Source organism: Terriglobus sp. RCC_193 (assembly GCF_041355105.1).
GTDB lineage: Bacteria > Acidobacteriota > Terriglobia > Terriglobales > Acidobacteriaceae > Terriglobus.
This window is the reverse complement of sequence record NZ_JBFUPK010000001.1, coordinates 138,515-158,991: the sequence shown is the minus strand read 5'-3', so window position 1 is coordinate 158,991 and position 20,477 is coordinate 138,515. Positions and strand designations below refer to the sequence as shown.

General features: G+C 57.4%; 20 protein-coding genes and 1 riboswitch. Of the genes, 5 read left to right on the top strand and 15 right to left on the bottom strand.

Annotated features, from left to right (window positions below):
- Nucleotides 1-89: 89 nt before the first annotated feature.
- Genes AB6729_RS00685 through AB6729_RS00675 form a run of 3 tightly spaced genes read right to left on the bottom strand, consistent with a single transcriptional unit; the run spans nucleotide 90 to nucleotide 1,878 of the window.
- Complete coding sequence (locus AB6729_RS00685; RefSeq protein ID WP_371079638.1) at nucleotides 90-923, bottom strand: DUF4252 domain-containing protein; 834 nt, start codon at nucleotides 921-923, stop codon at nucleotides 90-92.
- A 33-nt stretch (nucleotides 924-956) separates the two neighbouring features.
- Entirely contained in the window at nucleotides 957-1,364 is a 408-nt protein-coding gene (locus tag AB6729_RS00680; RefSeq protein ID WP_371079637.1) for a hypothetical protein, read from the bottom strand.
- Nucleotides 1,357-1,878: an RNA polymerase sigma factor gene (locus AB6729_RS00675; RefSeq protein ID WP_371079636.1), complete on the bottom strand. Its 522-nt coding sequence runs from the start codon at nucleotides 1,876-1,878 to the stop codon at nucleotides 1,357-1,359. Before AB6729_RS00675 ends, AB6729_RS00680 begins: the two co-directional genes overlap by 8 nt.
- 159 nt (nucleotides 1,879-2,037) lie before the next feature.
- On the opposite strand from AB6729_RS00675, the gene rbfA reads away from it, so the two are divergent.
- From rbfA to AB6729_RS00655, 4 genes are all read left to right on the top strand, one after another.
- Nucleotides 2,038-2,439, top strand: a complete 402-nt coding sequence (gene rbfA, locus AB6729_RS00670; RefSeq protein ID WP_371079635.1) for a 30S ribosome-binding factor RbfA — start codon at nucleotides 2,038-2,040, stop codon at nucleotides 2,437-2,439.
- Nucleotides 2,439-3,491, top strand: coding sequence for a bifunctional oligoribonuclease/PAP phosphatase NrnA (locus tag AB6729_RS00665; protein ID WP_371079634.1), 1,053 nt, complete (start codon nucleotides 2,439-2,441; stop codon nucleotides 3,489-3,491). Before rbfA ends, AB6729_RS00665 begins: the two co-directional genes overlap by 1 nt.
- Nucleotides 3,492-3,515: 24 nt before the next feature.
- Nucleotides 3,516-5,384, top strand: a complete 1,869-nt coding sequence (locus tag AB6729_RS00660) for an ArnT family glycosyltransferase (protein ID WP_371079633.1) — start codon at nucleotides 3,516-3,518, stop codon at nucleotides 5,382-5,384.
- Between the two features lie 76 nt (nucleotides 5,385-5,460).
- The gene (locus AB6729_RS00655; protein WP_371079632.1) at nucleotides 5,461-6,456 is read left to right on the top strand and encodes a GNAT family N-acetyltransferase; all 996 of its coding nucleotides are present in this window, start codon (nucleotides 5,461-5,463) and stop codon (nucleotides 6,454-6,456) included.
- 110 nt (nucleotides 6,457-6,566) lie between these two features.
- Here the strand turns inward: AB6729_RS00655 and queF are convergent, their stop codons facing one another.
- From queF to AB6729_RS00620, 7 genes are all read right to left on the bottom strand, one after another.
- Nucleotides 6,567-6,989, bottom strand: coding sequence for a preQ(1) synthase (queF, locus tag AB6729_RS00650; protein WP_371079631.1), 423 nt, complete (start codon nucleotides 6,987-6,989; stop codon nucleotides 6,567-6,569).
- A 21-nt stretch (nucleotides 6,990-7,010) separates the two neighbouring features.
- Complete coding sequence (locus AB6729_RS00645) at nucleotides 7,011-9,149, bottom strand: DUF6351 family protein (RefSeq protein ID WP_371079630.1); 2,139 nt, start codon at nucleotides 9,147-9,149, stop codon at nucleotides 7,011-7,013.
- Between the two features lie 23 nt (nucleotides 9,150-9,172).
- On the bottom strand, nucleotides 9,173-10,051 hold the full coding sequence (locus AB6729_RS00640; RefSeq protein ID WP_371079629.1) for a TIGR03435 family protein: 879 nt from the start codon (nucleotides 10,049-10,051) through the stop codon (nucleotides 9,173-9,175).
- Nucleotides 10,052-10,183: 132 nt separating this feature from the next.
- Nucleotides 10,184-11,206, bottom strand: coding sequence for an SDR family oxidoreductase (locus AB6729_RS00635; RefSeq protein WP_371079628.1), 1,023 nt, complete (start codon nucleotides 11,204-11,206; stop codon nucleotides 10,184-10,186).
- Nucleotides 11,207-11,674: 468 nt separating this feature from the next.
- Entirely contained in the window at nucleotides 11,675-12,682 is a 1,008-nt protein-coding gene (locus AB6729_RS00630) for a family 43 glycosylhydrolase (RefSeq protein WP_371079627.1), read from the bottom strand.
- 123 nt (nucleotides 12,683-12,805) lie between these two features.
- A complete protein-coding gene (gene sugE, locus AB6729_RS00625; RefSeq protein ID WP_371079626.1) occupies nucleotides 12,806-13,129 on the bottom strand; it encodes a quaternary ammonium compound efflux SMR transporter SugE in 324 nt (107 codons plus the stop codon).
- A 13-nt stretch (nucleotides 13,130-13,142) separates the two neighbouring features.
- A riboswitch (guanidine-III (ykkC-III) riboswitch) is annotated at nucleotides 13,143-13,204 on the bottom strand.
- Nucleotides 13,205-13,300: 96 nt separating this feature from the next.
- The gene (locus tag AB6729_RS00620) at nucleotides 13,301-14,500 is read right to left on the bottom strand and encodes a M48 family metallopeptidase (protein WP_371079625.1); all 1,200 of its coding nucleotides are present in this window, start codon (nucleotides 14,498-14,500) and stop codon (nucleotides 13,301-13,303) included.
- Nucleotides 14,501-14,703: 203 nt separating this feature from the next.
- Here AB6729_RS00620 and AB6729_RS00615 point away from each other — a divergent pair, with 203 nt between their 5' ends.
- A complete protein-coding gene (locus tag AB6729_RS00615; RefSeq protein ID WP_371079624.1) occupies nucleotides 14,704-15,969 on the top strand; it encodes a nucleoside permease in 1,266 nt (421 codons plus the stop codon).
- Between the two features lie 78 nt (nucleotides 15,970-16,047).
- Here AB6729_RS00615 and AB6729_RS00610 read toward each other — a convergent pair whose 3' ends face one another.
- From AB6729_RS00610 to AB6729_RS00590, 5 genes are all read right to left on the bottom strand, one after another.
- The gene (locus tag AB6729_RS00610; RefSeq protein WP_371079623.1) at nucleotides 16,048-17,013 is read right to left on the bottom strand and encodes a sugar phosphate isomerase/epimerase family protein; all 966 of its coding nucleotides are present in this window, start codon (nucleotides 17,011-17,013) and stop codon (nucleotides 16,048-16,050) included.
- 12 nt (nucleotides 17,014-17,025) lie between these two features.
- Nucleotides 17,026-17,664 (bottom strand): GntR family transcriptional regulator, encoded by a 639-nt coding sequence (locus AB6729_RS00605; RefSeq protein WP_371079622.1) that lies wholly within the window; start codon nucleotides 17,662-17,664, stop codon nucleotides 17,026-17,028.
- 133 nt (nucleotides 17,665-17,797) lie between these two features.
- A complete protein-coding gene (locus AB6729_RS00600) occupies nucleotides 17,798-18,502 on the bottom strand; it encodes a nucleotidyltransferase family protein (RefSeq protein ID WP_371079621.1) in 705 nt (234 codons plus the stop codon).
- 19 nt (nucleotides 18,503-18,521) lie between these two features.
- Complete coding sequence (locus AB6729_RS00595; protein ID WP_371079620.1) at nucleotides 18,522-19,556, bottom strand: hypothetical protein; 1,035 nt, start codon at nucleotides 19,554-19,556, stop codon at nucleotides 18,522-18,524.
- A 53-nt stretch (nucleotides 19,557-19,609) separates the two neighbouring features.
- Complete coding sequence (locus AB6729_RS00590) at nucleotides 19,610-20,362, bottom strand: WecB/TagA/CpsF family glycosyltransferase (protein WP_371079619.1); 753 nt, start codon at nucleotides 20,360-20,362, stop codon at nucleotides 19,610-19,612.
- Nucleotides 20,363-20,477 lie beyond the last annotated feature (115 nt).

Sequence of the window (20,477 nt, the reverse complement as noted above, 5' to 3'; positions counted from 1 at the left end):
TCCCTTGCCCTGTTTACTAACAACAATGCCCCGGTTCGCAAAGTGAACCGGGGCATTGTTATTGATTTGCGATCGAACTCCCTTGCACTCTATCGCGGGCTGGCTGGTGTCGCCGGCGTGGCAGGAGTTGCGGGTGTGGCAGGAGTTGCCGAGGTTGTGGATGTTGATTTACTTCGGGAAGAACTGTGGCTGCCGCCGGTAATACCCATGAGCGGCCCCATTGCACTGGCTCCTGCGCCGTGAGAGATGCCCATGACACGGCCCATCGCGCCGTTGACGTCTTCCATACGGAAGTGGCCGCGAATGTGGACAACATTCACTTCACGTGATTCGGCGTTGAGAATGACCATGTCGCTGATAAAACCATCGCCACCGCTCTTGATGACAATGTCATTGCTTTCGCCATCGCTTTCGTTCCGGATGACATGGGACCAGCCGTTGCCTTCCAGCTTGCGGCGCAGCCCGTCCAGATCGCTTTTCTGGTACTGGCCCTTGGATGCAAACTCATAGTTGCGGACAGTGATGAGATCGATCTTCGAAGATAGCTCGGAGTAACGGCCATCGCGGTTGCCGAGCGCCATCATGTTCTTGTCGAGGTTGACCTCGTTGCGTTCCTTGGCATTGGCGCCGAGGCGATCAAGCCCCTCCATGAGTTCGTCCTTCGCCTGCGGATCGAATCCCACGACAGAGGGCTGTTCTGCAACCTCTGTCGAACCATCGTCATGCATCGTGACGGAATAGGCATGGGCAGCTTCGCCGGTGAAGCTGGCGGTGAGTGTCGTTGTGCCAGACCCGCTGCGCATGGCCAGCAGATACGGTTTTCCGGCAGAAGACGTGGTCGCGGTCTGTGCGTGGCCTGCGGTCGTACAGAAGACCAGCAGGGCAGCTGCTGAGAATTGCCGGAGAGAAAGAGTGTCGTTCATCGTACTTATCCTCAAAAACCTGGGTTCAAAAAGTTATTTCGCCAGTTCCAGCGCGATCTGGGTGAAGCGTGCGGCGCTGGTGCGCTCCATGCTGGTGTCCACCTGATCCAGAGCGTGGTTGGTCAACTGCAGAGCGAGATCAAGCTGCTGCTGCGCTTCGGTCGCGCGCCGTTCTTCGCGGACGCGGTGCAGATGCACCATGTCGCCACCGATAGCGAAGAGAAGCGTTGCGGCAACGAGAGTCCACCATCCGGCTCGCTTGTGGGCCGAAGCAAAGACGGCAAGACGACTCTTCTGCTTTCGTGTAGCTTCGCGGGTCGCGACGCGCTGCATAACGCGATCCGTAAATCCTTCCGGGGCGGGAACGTGGCGCATACATGCGCGCAAGTCATGCTCCAACTCCTCGATTTCCATCTGTTCGTTCCGCTCGAATTTATCCACGGACATACTCCTTCAAAACTACCGATCCTTTGCGGCGTAAGAGTTGCAGGCCGCGCTGCAGATGGCTCTTTACGGTGGCCACTGGATCACCGGTGGTACGGGCGATCTCTTCCGGTGTGAGATCTTCGCCATAACGAAGTACCAGCACGGTACGTTGTGCCTCCGGCAGGCTGTGCAGCATACGTTCCATGGCAACCCCCATAGAACCGCAGTCTGATCCGCCGGAATCGCCGGGGCGGTCGTGTTTGTCTTCCCACTCGTCGGACTGGCCCTCTGGCCGTACCTTGCGGCGACGGAGAGCGTCTGTCGAACGGTGGGTGGCGACGCGACGAAGCCAGTGACGCACGTGGTCCGCGCTTTCCAGCCGAGGAAGCCAGTTATGCAGCTCCAGGAAGACATCCTGGGCCACTTCCTCTGCCAGACCGCGGTCGCCGACAAGCCGCAGGGCCACGGAAAAGACCATGGAACTGTGGCTCTCAACGATGTCGCGAAACTCGTCTTCGGTTGCCGTCACCCGATTTTTCCTTACTTCTCAAACAGCCTGTCACTTTTCAATACGTCTCACATGACCGGAACGAATGCAGGAAGTTACCAGAAACGCCAAGTTTTTATTCCCCCGATTTCCACGCCCCCTGCTTTGGTATCCTGAACTGTCAGAAACGGGGAAGTTGCCATGCCGGAGCATCGCGCAAGAGAACATCATCGGAACCGTGTCCAGGAGACGCTTCGGGAAGAAATTGGCGTCATTATTGACGGCGAACTTTCCGATCCACGCATCGGGTCGGTGACGGTGACAGAGGTAACGCTGGAACCCGGCGGTAAGAGCGGCCATGTGTATGTGGCTGTAAACGGCGACGAGGGCGATGAGCAGCGCACTCTCGACGGCCTGCGCGCGGCCAAGGGTTACATTCGCGCCGAGTTGCTCGACCGTATGGGGACACGACATCTACCGGATCTATCGTTTCATATTGACCGGTCTGAGAAGATTAATGCGCGCATGACCACGTTGCTGACGCGGATGAAGAAACGTGAAGGACGGCGACGCGCCGGAGCCACGGAGGCCAATCCATCCTGATGGCGTTCACACCCTTGCGCTATTCCCATGATGTGTCGCAGGATTTCGATCCACAGCCGGAGCCGGCGGAGACGCCCTTGCAGCAGATTGCAGAGGAGATACGGCAGCATCGCCGTTTCCTGGTAACGTCACATGCACGCCCGGATGGCGATGCGGTGGGATCGACGCTGGCCATGGGAAGCATTCTGCACCGCATGGACAAAGAGGTGGACATGGTCCTGGCCGATCCCGTACCGCAGGTGTACCGGACGCTGCCAGGTATTGGGCGGATTCGACAGGCGCGTGAGGTGGATGCATCCGCGTATGACGTGGTCATCGTCCTGGAATGTGATGGCACCCTGCGCACCGGCCTGACAGGGCTGGATGCCATGCGCATTCTGAATATCGACCACCACCTGACCGGAGTACACTTCGGCACCTTGAACTGGATTGATCCAGAGGCCTCGGCGGTGGCGGCGATGGTGTTTGAGGTGGCGATGGCCCTGGGTGTGGACGTGACCCCGGCGATTGCCACCTGCCTATATACAGCGCTGATGACCGATACGGGCTCGTTCACCTATCCCGGAACGTCGGCGGATACCTTTACCCTGGCGCATGCGCTGATTGACCTGGGCGCAAAGGCGGACAGCGTGGCGCGCGACGTGCTCTATAGCGTACCGGTCTGCCGCATTCAACTGCTGGGGCGGGCGCTGTCGCGGATACGGATTGAGCAGGGTGTGGCATGGTCGTGGATTACGCAGGACGACCTGACAGAATTCTCCGCAACGGATGAGGATTCTGAAGGTACGGTGAATTATCTGATTTCCATTGCAGGCGTAGAGGCTGCTGTGTTTCTGCGGGAAACCTGTGGTGGACCTGTAGGGTTTCGGACTTCCCTGCGATCCAAGTCAAGCGTGGATGTTTCTGCCGTGGCCAGCCGTCTTGGTGGCGGCGGACACCGGAACGCCGCAGGTTGCACGCTGGAGGGACCATTCGATGTTTCGGTCACGCGTGTGCTGGCTGCCATGTACGAAGAGATCGAACGTGCCGCGTCCGCCGGGACTGTCTGTTAGCCTCAGATTCGGCAGTCCCAAACCGTGAACGAACCCATACAGAACGAATCGGCGACTCCGCCGGATGATCTTTCCACGCAGCCGCTGGGTTGGCGCGCATGGATGCAGACGGAAGCCGCATGCACATTGCGCGAGCTGGTAGTGTTGTGCGTCGTAACGGCGGCGCTCTTGTTCTTCGGTCTTGTGCCATTTCGCGTCGGGCCGGCAGTGATTTCACAACCGGCGATTGGACTGGTGGGCGCGGATGAGCCGCGATATGCGCAAATTGCAGTGGAGATGCTGGAAGAACACTCGGCTGTCTGCCATGCATTGGATGCCCGGGTAATCCCACGTTCGCTGCGTTGGAAGGACATCCACGCGAGCTTTCTCTGCGCAGAAGGCGGGACCATTACGCCGATCCTGTACGGTCATCCGTGGCTGGAGAAGCCAGCGCTGTATTACTGGCGCACCATGAGCTTCTACAAGGAGTTTGGCAAGAGCGACTGGGCTGCGCGATTGTCGAGTGCTACTGGCGCATTTGCTCTGGTGTTCCTGATCTTTCTGCATATGCGGAGATTCCGCGCAGGTGGCCACCTGGATGCTGCACTGATTACGGCGTCTGCTGTGGCGATTGTCGCGTTTGCGCGCGGTGCAAGCACGGATATGCAGCTTGCCGCACCATTCTGCATCGGCATGCTGGGCTGGTATGCATGGTACGAGACAGGCAAGAAGTTCTGGCTGTTTGACCTGTACTTCTTTGGCGGCATCGCCACGTTGGCCAAAGGGCCAGTAGCCATCTTTCTTTCTGTCAGCATCATCCTGCTGTTTGTTGGATTGAGACGGGAATGGCAGGTGCTGCGCCGCATGATCTGGCTGCCGGGCATCTGCCTGTTCCTGGCGATCGTGCTGCCCTGGTTTATCGCGGTGCAGTTACGCAATCCCACGTTTTACAAGTTCTTCCTGTTTGAGCAGAATCTGCAGCGATTTGCGTCAGACCGCTACCAGCACCATCAGAACCCGTTCTATTACCTGATTGTGCTGCTGCTGGCACTGATGCCGTGGACAGTTGTGGCGTTGCGAGCGCTGTGGGATTCCGTGGACATCGCGTGGGCAGAGTGGCGTGTGCGGCATAAGCCTGCGCGTTACCTGGGACATACGCGCGCGGGCGATGCGTTCCCTGAGTTTCTGGTGCTGTGGGCCATCTTTCCGGTGGTGTTCTTTTCGTTCTCCGGATCGAAACTGCCGGGATATATTCTGCCCGCCATTCCCCCGATCACGATTCTGACCGGCGACTACCTCTATCGCGTGCGTCGCGCCGGATTGCCACGTTGGCTGATGGTGTCACATGGAGTGATGTGCGGCATCCTGACGTTCGTGCTACTGCTGTGCCCGCAGTACATGGTGTATCAACGCATGATTCCACCATTGCCAACACTGGTGTGGGCCGCATCAATTGCGCTGGTGACAGGCGTAGCGATCGTGCTTCTTACACGGCGGTTTGGACTGCAGTGGCTACGACCACTGACTTTAGTGCCGGTGTTATGCCTGCTATTTTTCCTGCTGCACCGTAACGGTTGGCTGCTGGATGAGAACTATTCGGCGCGGCCCATGGCACGACAGATTCAGCAGATGGCGCCGGATGTGAAGCTTCTGGTGACCCACCACATCCGACGCGATACGGATTACGGGCTGTGCTTTTATCGCAACCAGCCACTGCGCCACTACCTGCAGGAAGAGTCCGCTACAGAGAAACAAAGCGTAATCACAGGCGTTCCCAACGAGGAACACATCCTGGTGATTCGTTCGGGCGATACGGCCCTGCTGCAGAAGCTGCTACCCTGGCGACATTACAAGCTGATGTTTGTGAATGTGTGGCAGGGTCTCGCGGTGTATCACGTGGATGCCCTGCAGTAGGAACCAAAGAGGTTCCCCAATTACATAAACCCTGCAAAACAAAGACAAAACCGTCTACTCTCAGCGATGGGAAGACGTGCTGGAACGATACGACATACGTGATCTGCGGCTGTATACGGGCCGCGACCTCCGCGAATTGCTGGCGGAAGAGGGGCGGCTGTGGCATGACAGGCTGCGATGGGACTATTCCGAATCCATCGCGCTGCTGCTGGGCTATCTGGATTCGCGCATTTTGCCGGGATTTGTGGCGGTGGAACGCACTACGGGCGCGGTGCATGGGTATTGTTTTTCCGTCTATGAAACGCAGAAGGCCGTGGTGGGCGACGTGTTCGCTGTAGGCGAAGATGCTCGCGAGTTGGAGATCACACTGCTGCATCACCTGCTGCCCATGTTGCAACATACGCCGGGCGTAGACAGGATCGAATCGCAGTTGCTGCTGGAGAGCAGCGAATTGCAGGAGCCGTTCGAGGAACACGAGTTTCATGCACACGCACGTCTGTTCATGGAAGTGAATCTGCCGGATATGCGAGAGCTGATTCCAGAAGGAAGTCTGGTTCGGCGTGAGGACGAGGTGCTACCGAAGCTGCCGCAACATCTAAAGCTGGTGCGCTGGACGGCCCCCTGCTATCAGCCCGCGGGCGACCTGATCCATCGCGCGTATGAAGCCCACGGCGACTCCAATATCAACGATCAATACCGCACCGTACAGGGATCGCTGCGGTTCCTGCACAACATTGTGCGTTTTCCCGGATGCGGCGTATTCGATGCGGAAAACAGCTTTGTCGTGAGGGATGAACGTAGCAGTCAGCTCGAGGCCATCGCGCTGGTATCAAAAGTGGATGTTGGCGTGGCACACATCACGCAGCTTTGCGTGTCGCCAAGGCGGCGTGGCTATGGAATGGGCAGGATGCTGCTGAGGCATGTGGCCACGCAACTGGCACAAAAGGGTACGCGAGCCATTACGCTCACGGTGACCGAAGCAAACACTCCAGCAAAAGGGCTGTATGAAAGCCTTGGATTTCGGACGCGGCTGGCGTTCCGTGCGAATGTGTGGACTCGGAATAGTCGATGAACACGCGGTGACCACTTTGTCCTGGTGATAAAAGCAAAGTTCTGCCAAAGAAAATGGACCCGTTTGAAGTGGGTCCGTTTTCGCGTTTCATGACACAACCGGTCAGTGACTTACCTGGGCGGTGTGGTTTGATCGTGCGGGCGCGGATAGGTCGCCGTAACCACAGTGCTGATACCGCCACGGGGGCGGAAGTCACCTTTGACCTCGGCCCAGATGGGATCGCAGGCAGTGACCATGTCGTCAAGGATGCGGTTGCAGATGTTTTCCTGGAAGATGCCAAGGTTGCGGTAGCAGAAGAGATATTCTTTCAGGCTCTTCAGTTCCAGGCACTTGTCCTTTGGCATGTAGCGGATGATGATGTGGCCGAAGTCCGGCAGGCCGGTGCGGGGACACACGCTGGTAAACTCCGGGTCGTCGATGAGTATCTCGTAGGAGCGGAACTGGTTCTGCCACGTCTCGATAGCGGGCATGGGCTCTTTGGTCCCGGCGGCTGCGTGCTCGTCGGTGTAGAGCGGATTGGTGTTGGTCATCATAATTCGTTATTTCCCTGCCCTTTATTTTAGCGTTTTTGCTGAATTTTCGATGGCAGGTGGCTGGTAGACGAGGTTCCTGGGCGATGGGCCGAAAGATGGCCAGGGGATAAGCGGCACCTGGTTAACACCGGGTTTGGACCAATCGCAAACGCCGTTGGGAAAGATGGTTTTCAGGCGCGCAAGCTCATCGACACTGAGCGACGTCTTGTAATCAGCGGGGTCAATGGGTTTGAGCGTGCATTTTAGGATGTTGCCTGCGAGCGGGCCGCCGGCTTCACGACGCGCATTGGAGTAGACGGGATAGTCGCGCTGGCAGGGACTTGTGGCGTCCTGAAAGACGAGTTCGTCGCGGGTGAAACGGCCCTCGGTGAAGCATCCATCAACGCCGCCAGAGGGCTTGTTGCGAAGGACTTTGTCACGTTGTGTGCCGGGCCGAGTATCGGATTTGTAGGCCGTGATCCAGTGGTTCAGCAGGTCCTGCGATGCGGCGTCAGTCACGATGTTGCGCCAGAAGACCATGTTCGCCGAACTACCGTTGGCCTGGCGGACACGATCGCGCAAAGCGAAATGAAACCAACCGTAGTGATAGCCGCCCGTTTCTTTGGATGTGCCATCGTCGACGATGGGAATGGAGGCGAGGCCGCCTCCGCCACTAAGCATGAGTCCGGACTGGTATGTGCGGCGGATAGCATCGAGGTTACCTGCAGTACGTGCGGGAATGTAGTTGGAATCGTTGTCGACGCCGCCGATCTTTTCGTTCAGATCGAGGAACTGCGTGGTGGTGATGACACCGCGATTCAGCGCGCTGAGACCGTATTGCACGCCCGTGTTGTCGAACGGGCGGAGAGCGAAGCCCGTCTGCGGATCGACACCGTAGGCGTTGCGTGCCCAGTCAAAGATAGTAGGCCGTGCGCCCGAGGGATTCTTATCCTGGTCATAGCGGAGTTGCCGCGGGACCGCGTCTTTCCACATGGCAGAGAGATAGCCCTTGATGTCGTCGCGGTGCGGGACGGGGTCGGTGCGTTGCGCTTGATTTGCCGCATCAATCATGGCGTCAACGGAGGGATAACCACCGATAGCTGCCTGCTGCATGCCGGTGAGCGCAAGCGGCGCGGTGGCCTGAAAATAATGCATCAGCAGATGCGCATCGAGTCCGGCCAGCGCAATGGCCAGCGCATCTGGGAAAGTCGCGCGGATCATCACACCGTCAATCAGGCCGGGGAAGGCATCGGCGATTTGCAATGACGTATACGCACCGCCAGAACCTCCGATGGAGATCGTCCAGTCGGGCACGCCGAAGGTTTCGATGAAATGTTCTTTGCCCATAGCGGTGGCTTCACCGGCCAGGATGGCATTGCAGGAGTTGCTGGTGTGGTTGAGCGTGTTGGAGAAAAGTGCGTCGCCCTGTGCGAGCCGTTCGCGATCCAGCGTGGAGACACCGAGCGCAGTACCCTGCACATACCATCCGCCCGGACAGCCTGAACCCTGCAACGCGACCAGATGGTGGTTCCATCCACGCGGCGGGGCGAACGGCGTGGGTTGCGGTTCGCTGGTGGGATCGTGGAGAACAGCGTTCTGGTAGATGCCGCGATCCATGGTTCCGGTTTCCACGCGGACGATGAAGTTGACGGTGTTGCCGGAAGCCGTAGTGGTGATGGCGACGTCGCGCGGGACCTTGGTGAGGTCTTTCAGCGGTTTGAATTGCAAAGAGTTCTTCGGCAGATACACGTACTGAACCACTGTGCGAACGGAGCAGTTTTCATCCAGCGGTTTCCCCAGCGCTGTTCCGTCAGGAAGTTTGAAATCGTTGGTCTGACAGATGAAGGGTGCCATGCGCGGGCCGGAGAAAACAGGGCCTTCGATGGGGTAGTTCGTCAGCGTGAGCAATACGGTTCCGCTGCGCAGCGTGTTCGCTCCGTTGCGCAGACCGGTGACGAGCGCGAGATAATCACTGTGCCCTTCTGCGTGGAAAGCGCGACTGACGTCTGTGCCGTTAAGCGTGACGGACGGCTTGGACGCAAGCGTGTGCAACTCCACAAGAACGTCGCCGCCAGTGACCAGCGATGCATCTGTTGAGATGGCTTTGAGCGTGGTCTGCGAAAGCGCGGGAGATGTGGCGGCGATTAATCCTGCTGCGAGAAAAGCTGTCCGAATGAGCACGGCAGCATGATAACCGCGCTGTCTTAATTCTCTGAAAGATGATCGATGTGGTCGAGTACGAGAACCGGCACCGGCTGTTTCTGCGGCTCCAGTTTCACTCCCAGTTGCTTGTGCAGTGCTTCCTGAAAGCCCTGCCCTTCCACGTCTGCTCCAGCGGCTGCCTGCGCGTAGGGAGGGATGAAGTCGAGGATGAAGTCGATGTTGCCGGTAATGCCAGTGTCGTTCACGACAGGGCGACCGAGGTCGCCCCAACCGGTCAATGAAGTGGCAAAGACGGTGATGGGCATATCACGTGCACCGATGCGGAAGTGCGTGCTGTTGCTGCCCGCAAGCATCAAGAGACCGCCGCACACCTGGGGATAACCTTCGGCATCCGCATCGTCGGTCGTCTTGCCCTTGAAGTCGGTGGAACACGTGCCGGTGTGTTTGCGGAAGTGCGGGCCAAAGGTATCTGGCTTGAGGAGTTGGAGCGAATACACGGATGCAGTGCGGGTCTCGTAATGGACGACGAGGCCGAAGCGTTCCTCAAGCAAGGAACGCATCATGAGACGAAGTTCGTCCTTGGTGACATCGGACTTGTCGGTGCGCGCCTGAATGTCGAAACGCGCTTCGCGTGCCCATGGTGGGGCCATATCGCGGAAAGCATCGCGCTGCGGCAGCGTCAGTTTCCACGCGAAGGAGATGATCTGAAGAAATTCAATATTGCGCAGATTAAGCTGGCCACCGGTAGGCGAGTAAACATTGCCGGGGCCGAGTGGGACATTGGTATTCGGTTCTTTGCTCCCGGGACCGATGCCGGATTTGTTCTCGCGCACGGAGGTGATGTCGAAAGCGAGTTTCTGCTGTGCCGCGATGGGAAGTGCGAGGCAAAGGATTGCGACAAGTCCGGCAAAGATTCGCATGGCGCTTCCAGCTTAGCGCAGATCGTTTTCCGCTCTTCCTTTGGCATTGCACAAAGCACAAAGGAGAGCAGGTCCTTCGGCTTCGCTCAGGATGACGAACTTCGTTCGTGTAAGCTTCGCTGGTTTTCTTGCTTACACGAGACCGAGATCAAAGAGGCTGTCGGCGCTGGAGTTGAGGGCTTCTTCAACAGAACGCGGTTGCCAGCCGAGGAGTTGCTGCGCTTTCGCAGACGTTGTCTGACGACGTTTGCCAAGCTGCGGGACCAGGTCTTTTGCCTCTGGCCTGATGACCGCGAAGGCACGGATCATCCAATCCGACACTTCGCGTTTGGGCAGCTTTGCACCACGTGCACCAAGGTGTTGGCGCAGGATATTTGCGTATTCGATAAACGGGACAGCGTTACCGCTGATAGCGAGAAAGCGTTGGCCATTGGCCTCAGGATGTGTCATGGCAAGGAGTTCGAGGTCAGCGACATCGCGAACATCGACGGCACCAAACGCGATGCGGGGAACACCGGGAAATTCGCCTTTCAACATGCGTTGAAGAATCTGCACCGACGTCGAGAGCTTTGGACCAAGTGCAGGACCGAAGATGCCAACCGGGTTAACCGATGCAAGTTGAAGATTGCCACCTTCGCGCGCAAGGAAGTCCCATGCGGCACGTTCGGCAATGGCTTTGCTGCGGATGTATGGACTCACGTCATCGCCGTCTACGTTGGTCCAGTCTTCTTCCGTAAAAGATGTGGAACGATCCGGATGCCCATAGCCAATAGCGGCAAAGGAACTGGTTAGAACGACTCGCTCCACACCTGCATCGCGTGCTGCGCGAAGAACACGAAGTGTGCCCTCGCGAGCGGGTGTGGTCAGGTCCATGGTCTTCTCATCCTTGCCAAAGAAGAACGGCGAAGCCACGTGGAGTACATAACGGCAGCCTGCAACGGCCTCGGGCCAACCTGTGTCAGAAGTAAGGTCAGTCGTACAGAATTCAACATGGCTATCACCCAGACCTGCACACGCCAGCATATTGCTGATTTCATGACTGCGATCAAGCGAACGTACCGTCGTGCGAACACGATAGCCCTGGCGTAACAACGCGACGATGCAGTGGATACCGACAAAGCCAGTGCCGCCGGTGACAAGAACAAGATCACTCATGATGATTGGATTCCAGTTTGGTTCGAAGGTTTTCGCTTAGCGCGGCTTGATGGGTTTGAACGGACGCAGACGCGGCGGATCAAAGGTAAGGTCAACGTGACCGGACGCCGGATGAAGCACCTTAGAGGGACGTCCCTGGCTTCGCATGCGAGAGGCTGCATACTCCCATGAGGGCACTCATCTTCATCCGTCTCCCAATGCGTTACGCAGGCCTGATCGCACCAATGCAATAGCTTTGGCATGGCTGCCTTGTGCGCTCCGGAGGTCATATACGCACGCATGCTCTCTGGACTGTCCCACAGGGTCATAGTCCAGAAAGTAAGCTTGCGGTCCGGCAGCAGCGAGCCTTTGCGAAAGCCTGCCGCGCTGCGTACCTGCGATTCCGACCGCAGCGCATACACCACGAACCCGGGAAGAAAACGCAGGGAGCGAATACGCAGGCGTGTGAGACTGACGTGCATCCGATTGTCACCTCGGGGAAGGCATGGGCTGGTTAATGGGCACTGGCTTGCCGAAATTCGGCGTACCATCCGCGTTCCAGGTAAATGGCTGGATGCGGGGCGAGCGGTGATTGCCGCAGCCCTGTCCTGCCTCTGGATTGGCGTGATAGATGATCCAGTTTTGACCGTTGGGCGCAGTGAAAAATCCATTGTGGCCGGGGCTGTAAGCGTGTGCTGATGGTTCGGTGGTGAAGAACGGATGATCGATCTTCGTCCAGCTCTTTGCGTCGAGCAGGTTCGCGTTTGCCTTCACTTCCAGTTCGCCCAGCGAATAGAAGTCTGTCCAGCAGCCGTTCGCGGAGAAGGTGACGAAAACCTTATCACCATGCGGCAGGAACTCCGGGCCTTCATTCACGTTGACGTGGCGTCCCGGCAGATCGCCGTGCAACTCCCACTCATATGTTGGCTTGCCAATGAGTGTGCGTGGACTGTCGATGGTCCACGGGTTACTCATATGCGCGATGAAGATATCCTGTTCGCCGTCGTGATCGCCCTGCCAGCCCGACCAGATGATGTAATGCTGACCGCGATGCTCAAAGACAGATGCGTCAATGGCCCACTTGTCCGTGCTATCGGCAACCTTCCCCTTCAGTATCCATGTGCCCTGCGTGGGATCGTCCGACGGATTCTCGACGACATAGATGCGATGATCTTCATTCTTGCCAGCGTCCGCGGCGAAGTAGATGTACCACTTATTGCCCCAGCGATGCAGTTCCGGCGCCCATAGTTCCTTTGACCATTCGTGACCTGGTTCGGGTGTCCACACGATGACCGGCGCAGCCTTATCCAGAACAGCCATGTCCGTGGTCTTGCGAATCTGCAGGTCTTTGCCGGTGGTGTTCATGTAGAAATACGAACCCTTGTAACGAATCACCCACGGATCAGGACCGTGATCGAGCACCGGATTCGTAAAAGTGGACTGCGCCGTGGCTGTGGCCGCGAAAAGAAGCGTGGCAAGAAGGGTTCGAATACGCATTGCGGTTGATTGTAGATCGGCAACGCGGTATTGCTCCACGCAAACAAGCGCAAAGCAGAAGCAGGACCGCATCTGTGCAACGGTCCTGCTTTCCGTTCAGAAGAAACGCAAGTGAAGAAACCTTTAGTGCGACGTGTACTTCAGGCCAAGGATGGAACCGATCAACATCGTGAGGAAGAGCAGGCGCGGAGCTGTTGCCGGCTCATCGAAAAGTGCAATGCCGAGGATGGTTGCTCCCACAGCGCCGATGCCTACCCACACAGCGTATGCAGTACCAATAGGAAGCGTCTGCGCTGCACGGGCCAGCAGATACATGCTGCCTGCGAGAGCGATGAGAGTAAAGATGCTGGGAAACAGGCGAGTGAAACCATGTGTGTATTTCAGGCCAACGGCCCATGTGGTTTCAAGAAGACCCGCGACAAAGATAAGAACCCAGGGGTTCGACATGAAGAGACGCTCCGCTGCGTCGTCTTGTCCTTACCGGGTACGGCGCGTCTCGTCCGGATCGAAAATCGATAGGTTAGATTTTGCGTTTCCTCAACAAGAATATCATTCTGCTTCTTTACCGCATACGAAAGGCCCGCTGGTTGCGGGCCTTTTCGAGTCACGGAAGAGAGGTTAATCGCGGCGGTTGAGCACCGGGCGGTTGTCATTGCTATTGCCGCTGTCCTGCGTGCTGGCCGGGTCGTTGTTACTGGCAGTGGTGCGGCGCAGCGTGGGTTTGTTGCCGTCCTTGCCACCGTCGACCTTGCGTTTGTTCTGAATGCGAGCCAGCCGTGCCTTGATGTCGTCGAATTCAGACGACGTGACCAGATAATCCGGACGCGAGGGCAGGATAGTGGCAATCTCCTGCTCAGAACGATCAATGCGATCCGGTGTCTGCGGGTGGTCAGAGAAGGCGCGTGCCAGAACGCCAGGCTTGCGCTTCTCTAACGCGTCCAGCTTTTCAAACATGGTGATAAGGCCCTGAGGATCGTACCCGGAGCGATAGGCGTATTGAATGCCGAGGTAGTCGGCTTCCGCCTCAAAGTTACGCGAGAACTTCAGAAAGCCAAGCGGAATGGCCAGCTGCGATGCCTCGTAGATGCCGTATGCCGTGTAGCCGCCCATGAAGATCAGGGGCACGGTGGAAAGCTGCATGTACTCCAGACGCGTCATCTGGCGGGCTGCGTGGTGCGCACACACATGCGCGATCTCGTGCGCCATCACACCGGCGAGTTCGCTTTCATTGTCCGCGGCCAGGATGAGGCCGCTGTTCACGTAGAAAAAACCACCGGGCAAAGCCATGGCGTTGATCTCGTCGGAATCGATAACCTTGATGGTGAACGGCACCTTGGCATCGGAGTTCTTCACGATGTTCTGGCCAACACGGTTCACATATTCGACAATGACGGGATCTGTGATGAGGTGCGAGGAACGTTCGATTTCGACCGCGTAGGACTTACCGTTGCGAACTTCCCAGTCCGTTGAAAACCAGTTCCCCAGGCCGCGACCACCGATGTCGCGCGTACCGGTGGCGTTGACGTCCTCCGTAGAGCCCTTCTTGATGTCCTTCTTCAGCTCGTCGCCGGGTTCCGGAATGGGCTGATTATTATTCTTCGCAGCTTCCGCGCGCGCCTTCTCCAGATCATCCTTCGAGGCCGTCACCGGGCCGTCGCCGGTAGGTCCGCCGTTGGTGGGCGACTTCGACTGCGGCGTATTGCCGGGATTAGAGGACGTGGTAGAGGTAGGCGTCTGCTGACCGGAGGTCTGCGCAACCACGGGCACGACCGGAACGGCGGCAAGGGTGGTAAGGAGAACCAGATTCTTCAATTTCATTGGAGGAAGCTCCCGGGCGCACGAAGCCCTATGTTGTTAGACGCAGTTTACGCCTCAAGGTTCCTATGCGGCAGGTACGCAATTTACCGCTGGAAGCGCGACGCGCATTGCTTCTGCATCCAGCCACAGGCTATGCTCACGAGGCACGCCAAATTGCGAATCTTTCTGCGGTGATCGCCGCATTCCATGGAGATAAAGCCCGAATGACCAAGGTAAAACTGGCAGCGATGATGTTCCTGGAGTTCTTCATCTGGGGTGGATGGTATGTGACCGTCAGCACCTGGGTGAGCCAGACGCTGCACTTCTCCGGTGTGCAAACCGGGTGGATTGTAGGTAGCACCGCCATTGGCGCGCTTGTCTCGCCGTTTCTTGCAGGATGGGTTGCCGATAACCTGATGCCCGCGCAGTACATGCTGGCACTGCTGCATCTCATTGGCGCCGTGCTGCTATATCTGGCGTCGAACCAGACACACTACGGTCCGCTATACGGCATCATCCTGACTTACGCGGTACTCTTCATGCCCACGCTGGGGTTGGCAAATACGGTTGCCTTCCGCCACATCAATAACCCCAAGACGGAGTTCGCACCCATCCGTGTGCTGGGCACCATTGGCTGGATCTGTGCTGGCCTGCTGATCAGCTACTTCCACGCCGACGCTACTGCCCTGCCACTGCGCATCTCCGCGATTGCCTCCGTGGTCATGGCCTTCTATTCGTTGACGTTGCCGTCCACACCACCGCAGGCTACGGAACCCTTCTCCGTGGGCAATCTATTCCCGGTGGAAGTGCGCCGCATGTTCCGCGATAAGAGCTTCCTGATCTTCGCGATTGCGTCATTCCTCATCTGCATTCCGCTGCAGTTCTACTATGCCTTCACCAACCCTTTCCTGAACCAGCTGCAGGTGCACAACGCAGCCGGCATCATGACCGGTGGCCAGATGAGCGAACTTGGCTGCATGTTGCTCATCCCATGGTTCTTCCGCCGCCTGGGCGTGAAGTGGATGCTGGTCAGCGGCATGCTGGCATGGGTGCTTCGCTACGTTGCCTTCTCTTATGGCAACCCCGGCTCGGGCGTGTGGATGTTATGGCTTGGCATTTTGCTGCACGGCATCTGCTATGACTTTTTCTTCGTCACAGGCCAGATCTACACCGATCGTAAGGCTCCGCTGGCCTACCGCAGCGCCGCACAGGGCCTGATCACGCTGATCACCTATGGTGTGGGCATGCTGGTGGGCGCATGGCTCAGCGGTGTGGTGGTGGACAAGTATGCCACCACACTGGCCGATGGCACCACAGCGCACAACTGGCACGCCATCTGGATCGTGGCGGCAGGCCTGTCTCTGGTGGTTCTGGTGTTGTTCACCGCCATCTTCAAGGACAACGAAGACGACGCGGATTCCACGCTGAGCACCACGCCACTGGTGGTGGAAGCCACAACAGGCACGGCTGTAGCAGAAGGCACTATCTAAACGATCACAACAACAGTAGAAAGGGGATGCGAGTTCTTCGCATCCCCTTTCTGTTTGCATTTCATGCAACCGGTTCCCCTACGTCCACCACGGCTCCACCTGCGGTTCGGTCAGCAGGACGCGTGTAAGCATGTTGATGGCAGAGCTTAAGCCTTCGTGGATGCTGGCAAGCGCGTCCTCATGCTCAATGGAGAGAACGTAGTCGTAGCCTGCAAGCCGCAGAGCGGAAGCGATGGATTTCCATTCGAGTTCGCCGTGCCCCCAGCCGACGGAACGAAAGAGCCACGAACGCTGCGGCATGTGGCGATAGCTCTTCGTGTCCAGCACGCCGTTCTTGGCGCGGTTGTTCGGAGAGATGAAGACATCTTTTGCATGGAAGTGGAAGATGGCCTCGCCAAGGTCTGCGATGGCTGTGGGAATGTCGATTCCCTGCCACCAGAAATGGCTCGGGTCGAAGTTCACGCCGATGCTCTTGCCCGCAGCTTCACGCAGTCGCAGTGCCGTCTCGGGGTTGTACACCACGAAGCCAGGATGCGCTTCCAGCGCGACCCGAATGCCGTGGTCCGCAGCGAAGGTGGCTGTTTCTTTCCAGTAAGGAATCACGCGTTCGTTCCACTGCCAGTCCAGAGCATCAGAATATTCCGGCGGCCAGGGGGTTGTGATCCAGTTCGGAATCTTGTCCTGCGGGCCCGCGCCGGGGCAGCCGCTGAAGGTGTTCACCACGGGCACTTCCAGCAGTTGCGCAAGCTGGATAGTTTTGCGAATTATCTTATCTTCTCGCGCAGCAACCGCGGGGTCAGGATGGATGGGATTGCCATGACAGGAGAGCGCGCTGATGATGCGGCCGGTATCTTCCACGCGGCGGCGGAAATCCTTGGCACGCTGCGGTGAGGCAAGAAGATCGTCAAGACCAACATGGCTATCGCCCGGGAAGTTACCTGTGCCAAATTCAAGAGCCTGTAATTGCGGATACTTCTTCAACTCTTCCAGAAGCTGGTCGAAGTTCAGTTGGCCGAACACTGCTGTGAGAAGACCTAATTTCATAGTGCAAAGTCCTTAAGGGGAATCGTGAGGGTGGAAAGCTGTAACAACATTGGCTGCCAACATGCGACCGGCAGCGGCACCGTTGCCTTTTTCCAGGGCTTCAATAACCTGCCAGTGAATGGCCTGCGCTTCCAGTAAATCAACATGTGTTTTGCCGAGACGCGTGGCAATGCGCACTTCATACGCCAGTGCTTCCCAGCTTCGTAACAACGCGCGGTTGTTTGCAGCAGCAACGATCATGCGATGGAACTGCACATCATGATGGCCGTAGGCACTTTGGTTCTTCTGCCGTGCCGCCGATTCTACCGCGCTCGCCTGTTTACGCAATGTCACAACATTGCCCTTGAAGTATTTTGCAGCAGAAACCGCGGCGAGCCGCTCCAGTGCTGCACGAACGTCATAGGCATCCTCTACCTGCTTGGGCGTGATCTCGCGAACGCGCGTCCCCTTGTAAGGTTCCGTGATGATGAGATCCATCGCCTCCAGTTCGCGCAGTGCCTCGCGCACGGGTCCCTGGCTGGTCTTCATTTCATTCGCGATCTGGAGTTCCACGATGCGCTGGCCGGGAGCCATGCGGCCATCCATGATGCGGCTCAATAATTCGTGCTTGACGCGGTCCGCATTGGACTGGCGCTGTGTGCCATCAGACATAGCATCCATTATGTCGGATGGAGGATGATGCTGTCATTGCATAGGGAAGAGCAGAGATCGATGGCGCATTACGCTTCACGCGTGACATTCGCTGCCAGTCCAAACGGCCAAAGTGACCTGGGTTGCTGGCTATTTATTCCTTGAAGAACATCTGGCGAGGGAGCTCTTCCTGTGCACGTGCGTAGTCTTCCGGGATTCCAATGTCGATGAAGTATCCGCTGGCAAGAAATGCAGTGGGACGCAGGTCGCGAAGATACTGCATGAGTACCTGCTCTTCAAAGGAAAACCGTTCTGGCAGCTGGAGAGTTTCCAGCAGATTGCGTTGCATAAGATAAACGCCTGCGTTAATGTAACCCGGACCGGAACGCCCCTTCTCTGAAAAGCCCATCACGTGTGTTCCGTCCACCTGAACTGCGCCATAACGTGTGGTGTCAGGAACCGGCATCAATGCAAGACTAAGTGTGCTCGCCGTAGCAACATGTTGTTGCTGCATCGCAGCGTAATCCACAGTGGCGAAGGTGTCACCGTTGAGAACGAAGACGGATTCACCCTGTGCCATGCGCATTGCAGCACGAATCGCTCCGCCGGTCCCAAGCGGTTCGTTTTCTTCGCAGAAGATAACTTCCAGCGGGCCATCCCGATGTGCGAAGCCATTGCGAATCTCTGCGGCGAGGTGGCCGATTGAGAGAATGACGCGAGTGAATCCCTGTTGCTGCAGCGATTGCAGAAGATACCAAAGAAACGGTTTCCCGGCGATGGGTGCCATGGGCTTAGGCAGATTGGGAACAACGCCAGCAAGGCGCGTTCCCTTCCCCCCGGCAAGGATAATGGCTTCCATCAGGCGTCGCTCCGTTCTGTTATCGTGCGCGCCATGCCGTAGCGCCTTCGCCCATGAAGCTACACGCCACGGTGCGGCCCGCTTCGGTTACGTTCAATGCAGCTTCCACACGTAGTCGCCGCGCAGGATCGACGAGGAACATCATGAAACCGCCGCCACCTGCACCGGAGACCTTGCCGCAGTATGCGCCTTCGCGGAGTGCCGTGTCGTAGAGCGCGTCAATGGTGGCGTTGGAAATACTGGATGCGAGACGCTTCTTTTGCCGCCACGCCTCCTTCATGATGTCGCCCATAACGTGTACTTCACCGCGAAGCAGAGCAGCTTTCATGTGGAAGGCTTCCTGCTTCGTACGATGCATCGCGTCCATAGCGTCTTCGTTCTTGTCGCGGACGTTCTTCGATTCCTCTTCGATGATGGCCGCGGAAGAGCGCGATTTACCGGTGTAGAAGAGAATCAATGATGCTTCGAGTTCCGCGATGATGTCCGACCGCACACGCAGCGGGTTGACCAATACCTGCGTCGTGTCATGGAACTCCATGAAGTTGAATCCGCCGAAGGCTGCCGCGTACTGGTCCTGCCGACCACCATGCAGGCCGATGTCGATACGCTCAATCGCGAAGGCAAGCTGTGCAAGATCGTATTCGCCGAGAGCGAGGCTCCATGCTTCATCAAATGCGCGCAACATGGAGACGACCATGGTGGACGACGATCCAAGACCACTGCCTGCAGGCGCATCACAATGCGTGATGAGTGTCAGCGGCTCGCGTTTGCCATTGCGATAATCGCTAATCATGCGGTTGTAAACACCGCGATGCAGTGAGAGTTTGTTGTCCTCTGGAATAGGAGCGTCCACAGGAAACTCTTCCACAATGTTCAGATCCTGCGCGATGAACCGGATGCAGTTGTCCGTGTTCGTCTGTAGCGTGGTATGTGCGAAGAGGCTGATGGTGGCGTTGAGAACAGCTCCACCGAAGAGATCACAGTAAGGAGAAACGTCTGTGCCACCGCCAGCAAGACCGAGACGAAGCGGGGCGCGTGCGCGATAGAGGGGCATGGCGTTCGATGATCCCTTTCCGAAAAGATCAACGCACAAAATGAGCGTGCGACTTATGCGTTTGTTTCCACGCGCGAAAACCGCTCGCACAGGAAAAGCCAGATAAAGACCGTATTCGTATAAACGTAACGCCAGAGCAGGCGGCGCGGCTCCAGGATGGTCCGGAAAAGCCACTCCATGCCGATCATCTGCATCCATGCGGGAGCGCGGCGAACCATGCCGCTGATCATCTCAAAGCTGCCACCTACGGCCATTGCAACAGGCACATTCATAAGACGAATGTGCTGGTCCATGAAGAACTCCTGCTTGGGCGCGCCGAAAGCAACGAAGAGAATATCGGGGGCGAAGTTGCGAATGGCCTCGCGTACAGCTTCCAAACCTTCTTCCGTGCGCTCAAAACCAAATGGTGGGCAATACACATCAACGATCAGATTCGGGCATGTCTCTGCGAGGAGTTCCTTCATCTTCTCACCCGCGCCGGGACGACCGCCCAGCAGCATCACGCGCTGCGAGTATGCATTTGCGCATTCGCAGATACGTGTGACCAGCTCCACGCCCTGCACTCGATGTGCATGAGAATCACGCAGTGCGCGCGTGGCCAGAAAAACGGAGATGCCGTCGAGAACAACTTCCTCTGCGCGACGAATCACATCGGCAAAGCGAGGCTGCTGATGGGCGAGCACAAAGACCTGTCCGTTAATCGCGATGACAAGATGTGTGGGTCCCTTTGCCTCTGCATGCTGCACCACACGCATCGCGACTTCGTCGATGGTGCCTGGCTGATACGGCAGATTCCTTACTGACAATGGTGTTTCTGCCGACATTCAGGAATCGCTGACCTTTAGCGGGAATAGCCGAAGTATAGCACCGGAAACATGCATTTTCCTGCGATTTCAATAGAAAACAACGCGTCGAAGATAT

Excerpts from the sequence above, each read along its gene's own strand:
- AB6729_RS00605 (WP_371079622.1), bottom strand. The coding sequence starts at position 17,664 with ATGTCTGATGGCACACAGCGCCAGTCCAATGCGGACCGCGTCAAGCAC.
- queF (WP_371079631.1), bottom strand. The coding sequence starts at position 6,989 with ATGATGACCAACACCAATCCGCTCTACACCGACGAGCACGCAGCCGCC.
- AB6729_RS00620 (WP_371079625.1), bottom strand. The coding sequence starts at position 14,500 with ATGAAATTGAAGAATCTGGTTCTCCTTACCACCCTTGCCGCCGTTCCG.
- AB6729_RS00595 (WP_371079620.1), bottom strand. The coding sequence starts at position 19,556 with ATGCCCCTCTATCGCGCACGCGCCCCGCTTCGTCTCGGTCTTGCTGGC.
- AB6729_RS00610 (WP_371079623.1), bottom strand. The coding sequence starts at position 17,013 with ATGAAATTAGGTCTTCTCACAGCAGTGTTCGGCCAACTGAACTTCGAC.
- AB6729_RS00640 (WP_371079629.1), bottom strand. The coding sequence starts at position 10,051 with ATGCGAATCTTTGCCGGACTTGTCGCAATCCTTTGCCTCGCACTTCCC.
- AB6729_RS00630 (WP_371079627.1), bottom strand. The coding sequence starts at position 12,682 with ATGCGTATTCGAACCCTTCTTGCCACGCTTCTTTTCGCGGCCACAGCC.
- AB6729_RS00635 (WP_371079628.1), bottom strand. The coding sequence starts at position 11,206 with ATGAGTGATCTTGTTCTTGTCACCGGCGGCACTGGCTTTGTCGGTATC.
- AB6729_RS00665 (WP_371079634.1), top strand. The coding sequence starts at position 2,439 with ATGGCGTTCACACCCTTGCGCTATTCCCATGATGTGTCGCAGGATTTC.
- AB6729_RS00600 (WP_371079621.1), bottom strand. The coding sequence starts at position 18,502 with ATGGAAGCCATTATCCTTGCCGGGGGGAAGGGAACGCGCCTTGCTGGC.
- sugE (WP_371079626.1), bottom strand. The coding sequence starts at position 13,129 with ATGTCGAACCCCTGGGTTCTTATCTTTGTCGCGGGTCTTCTTGAAACC.
- AB6729_RS00685 (WP_371079638.1), bottom strand. The coding sequence starts at position 923 with ATGAACGACACTCTTTCTCTCCGGCAATTCTCAGCAGCTGCCCTGCTG.
- AB6729_RS00615 (WP_371079624.1), top strand. The coding sequence starts at position 14,704 with ATGACCAAGGTAAAACTGGCAGCGATGATGTTCCTGGAGTTCTTCATC.
- rbfA (WP_371079635.1), top strand. The coding sequence starts at position 2,038 with ATGCCGGAGCATCGCGCAAGAGAACATCATCGGAACCGTGTCCAGGAG.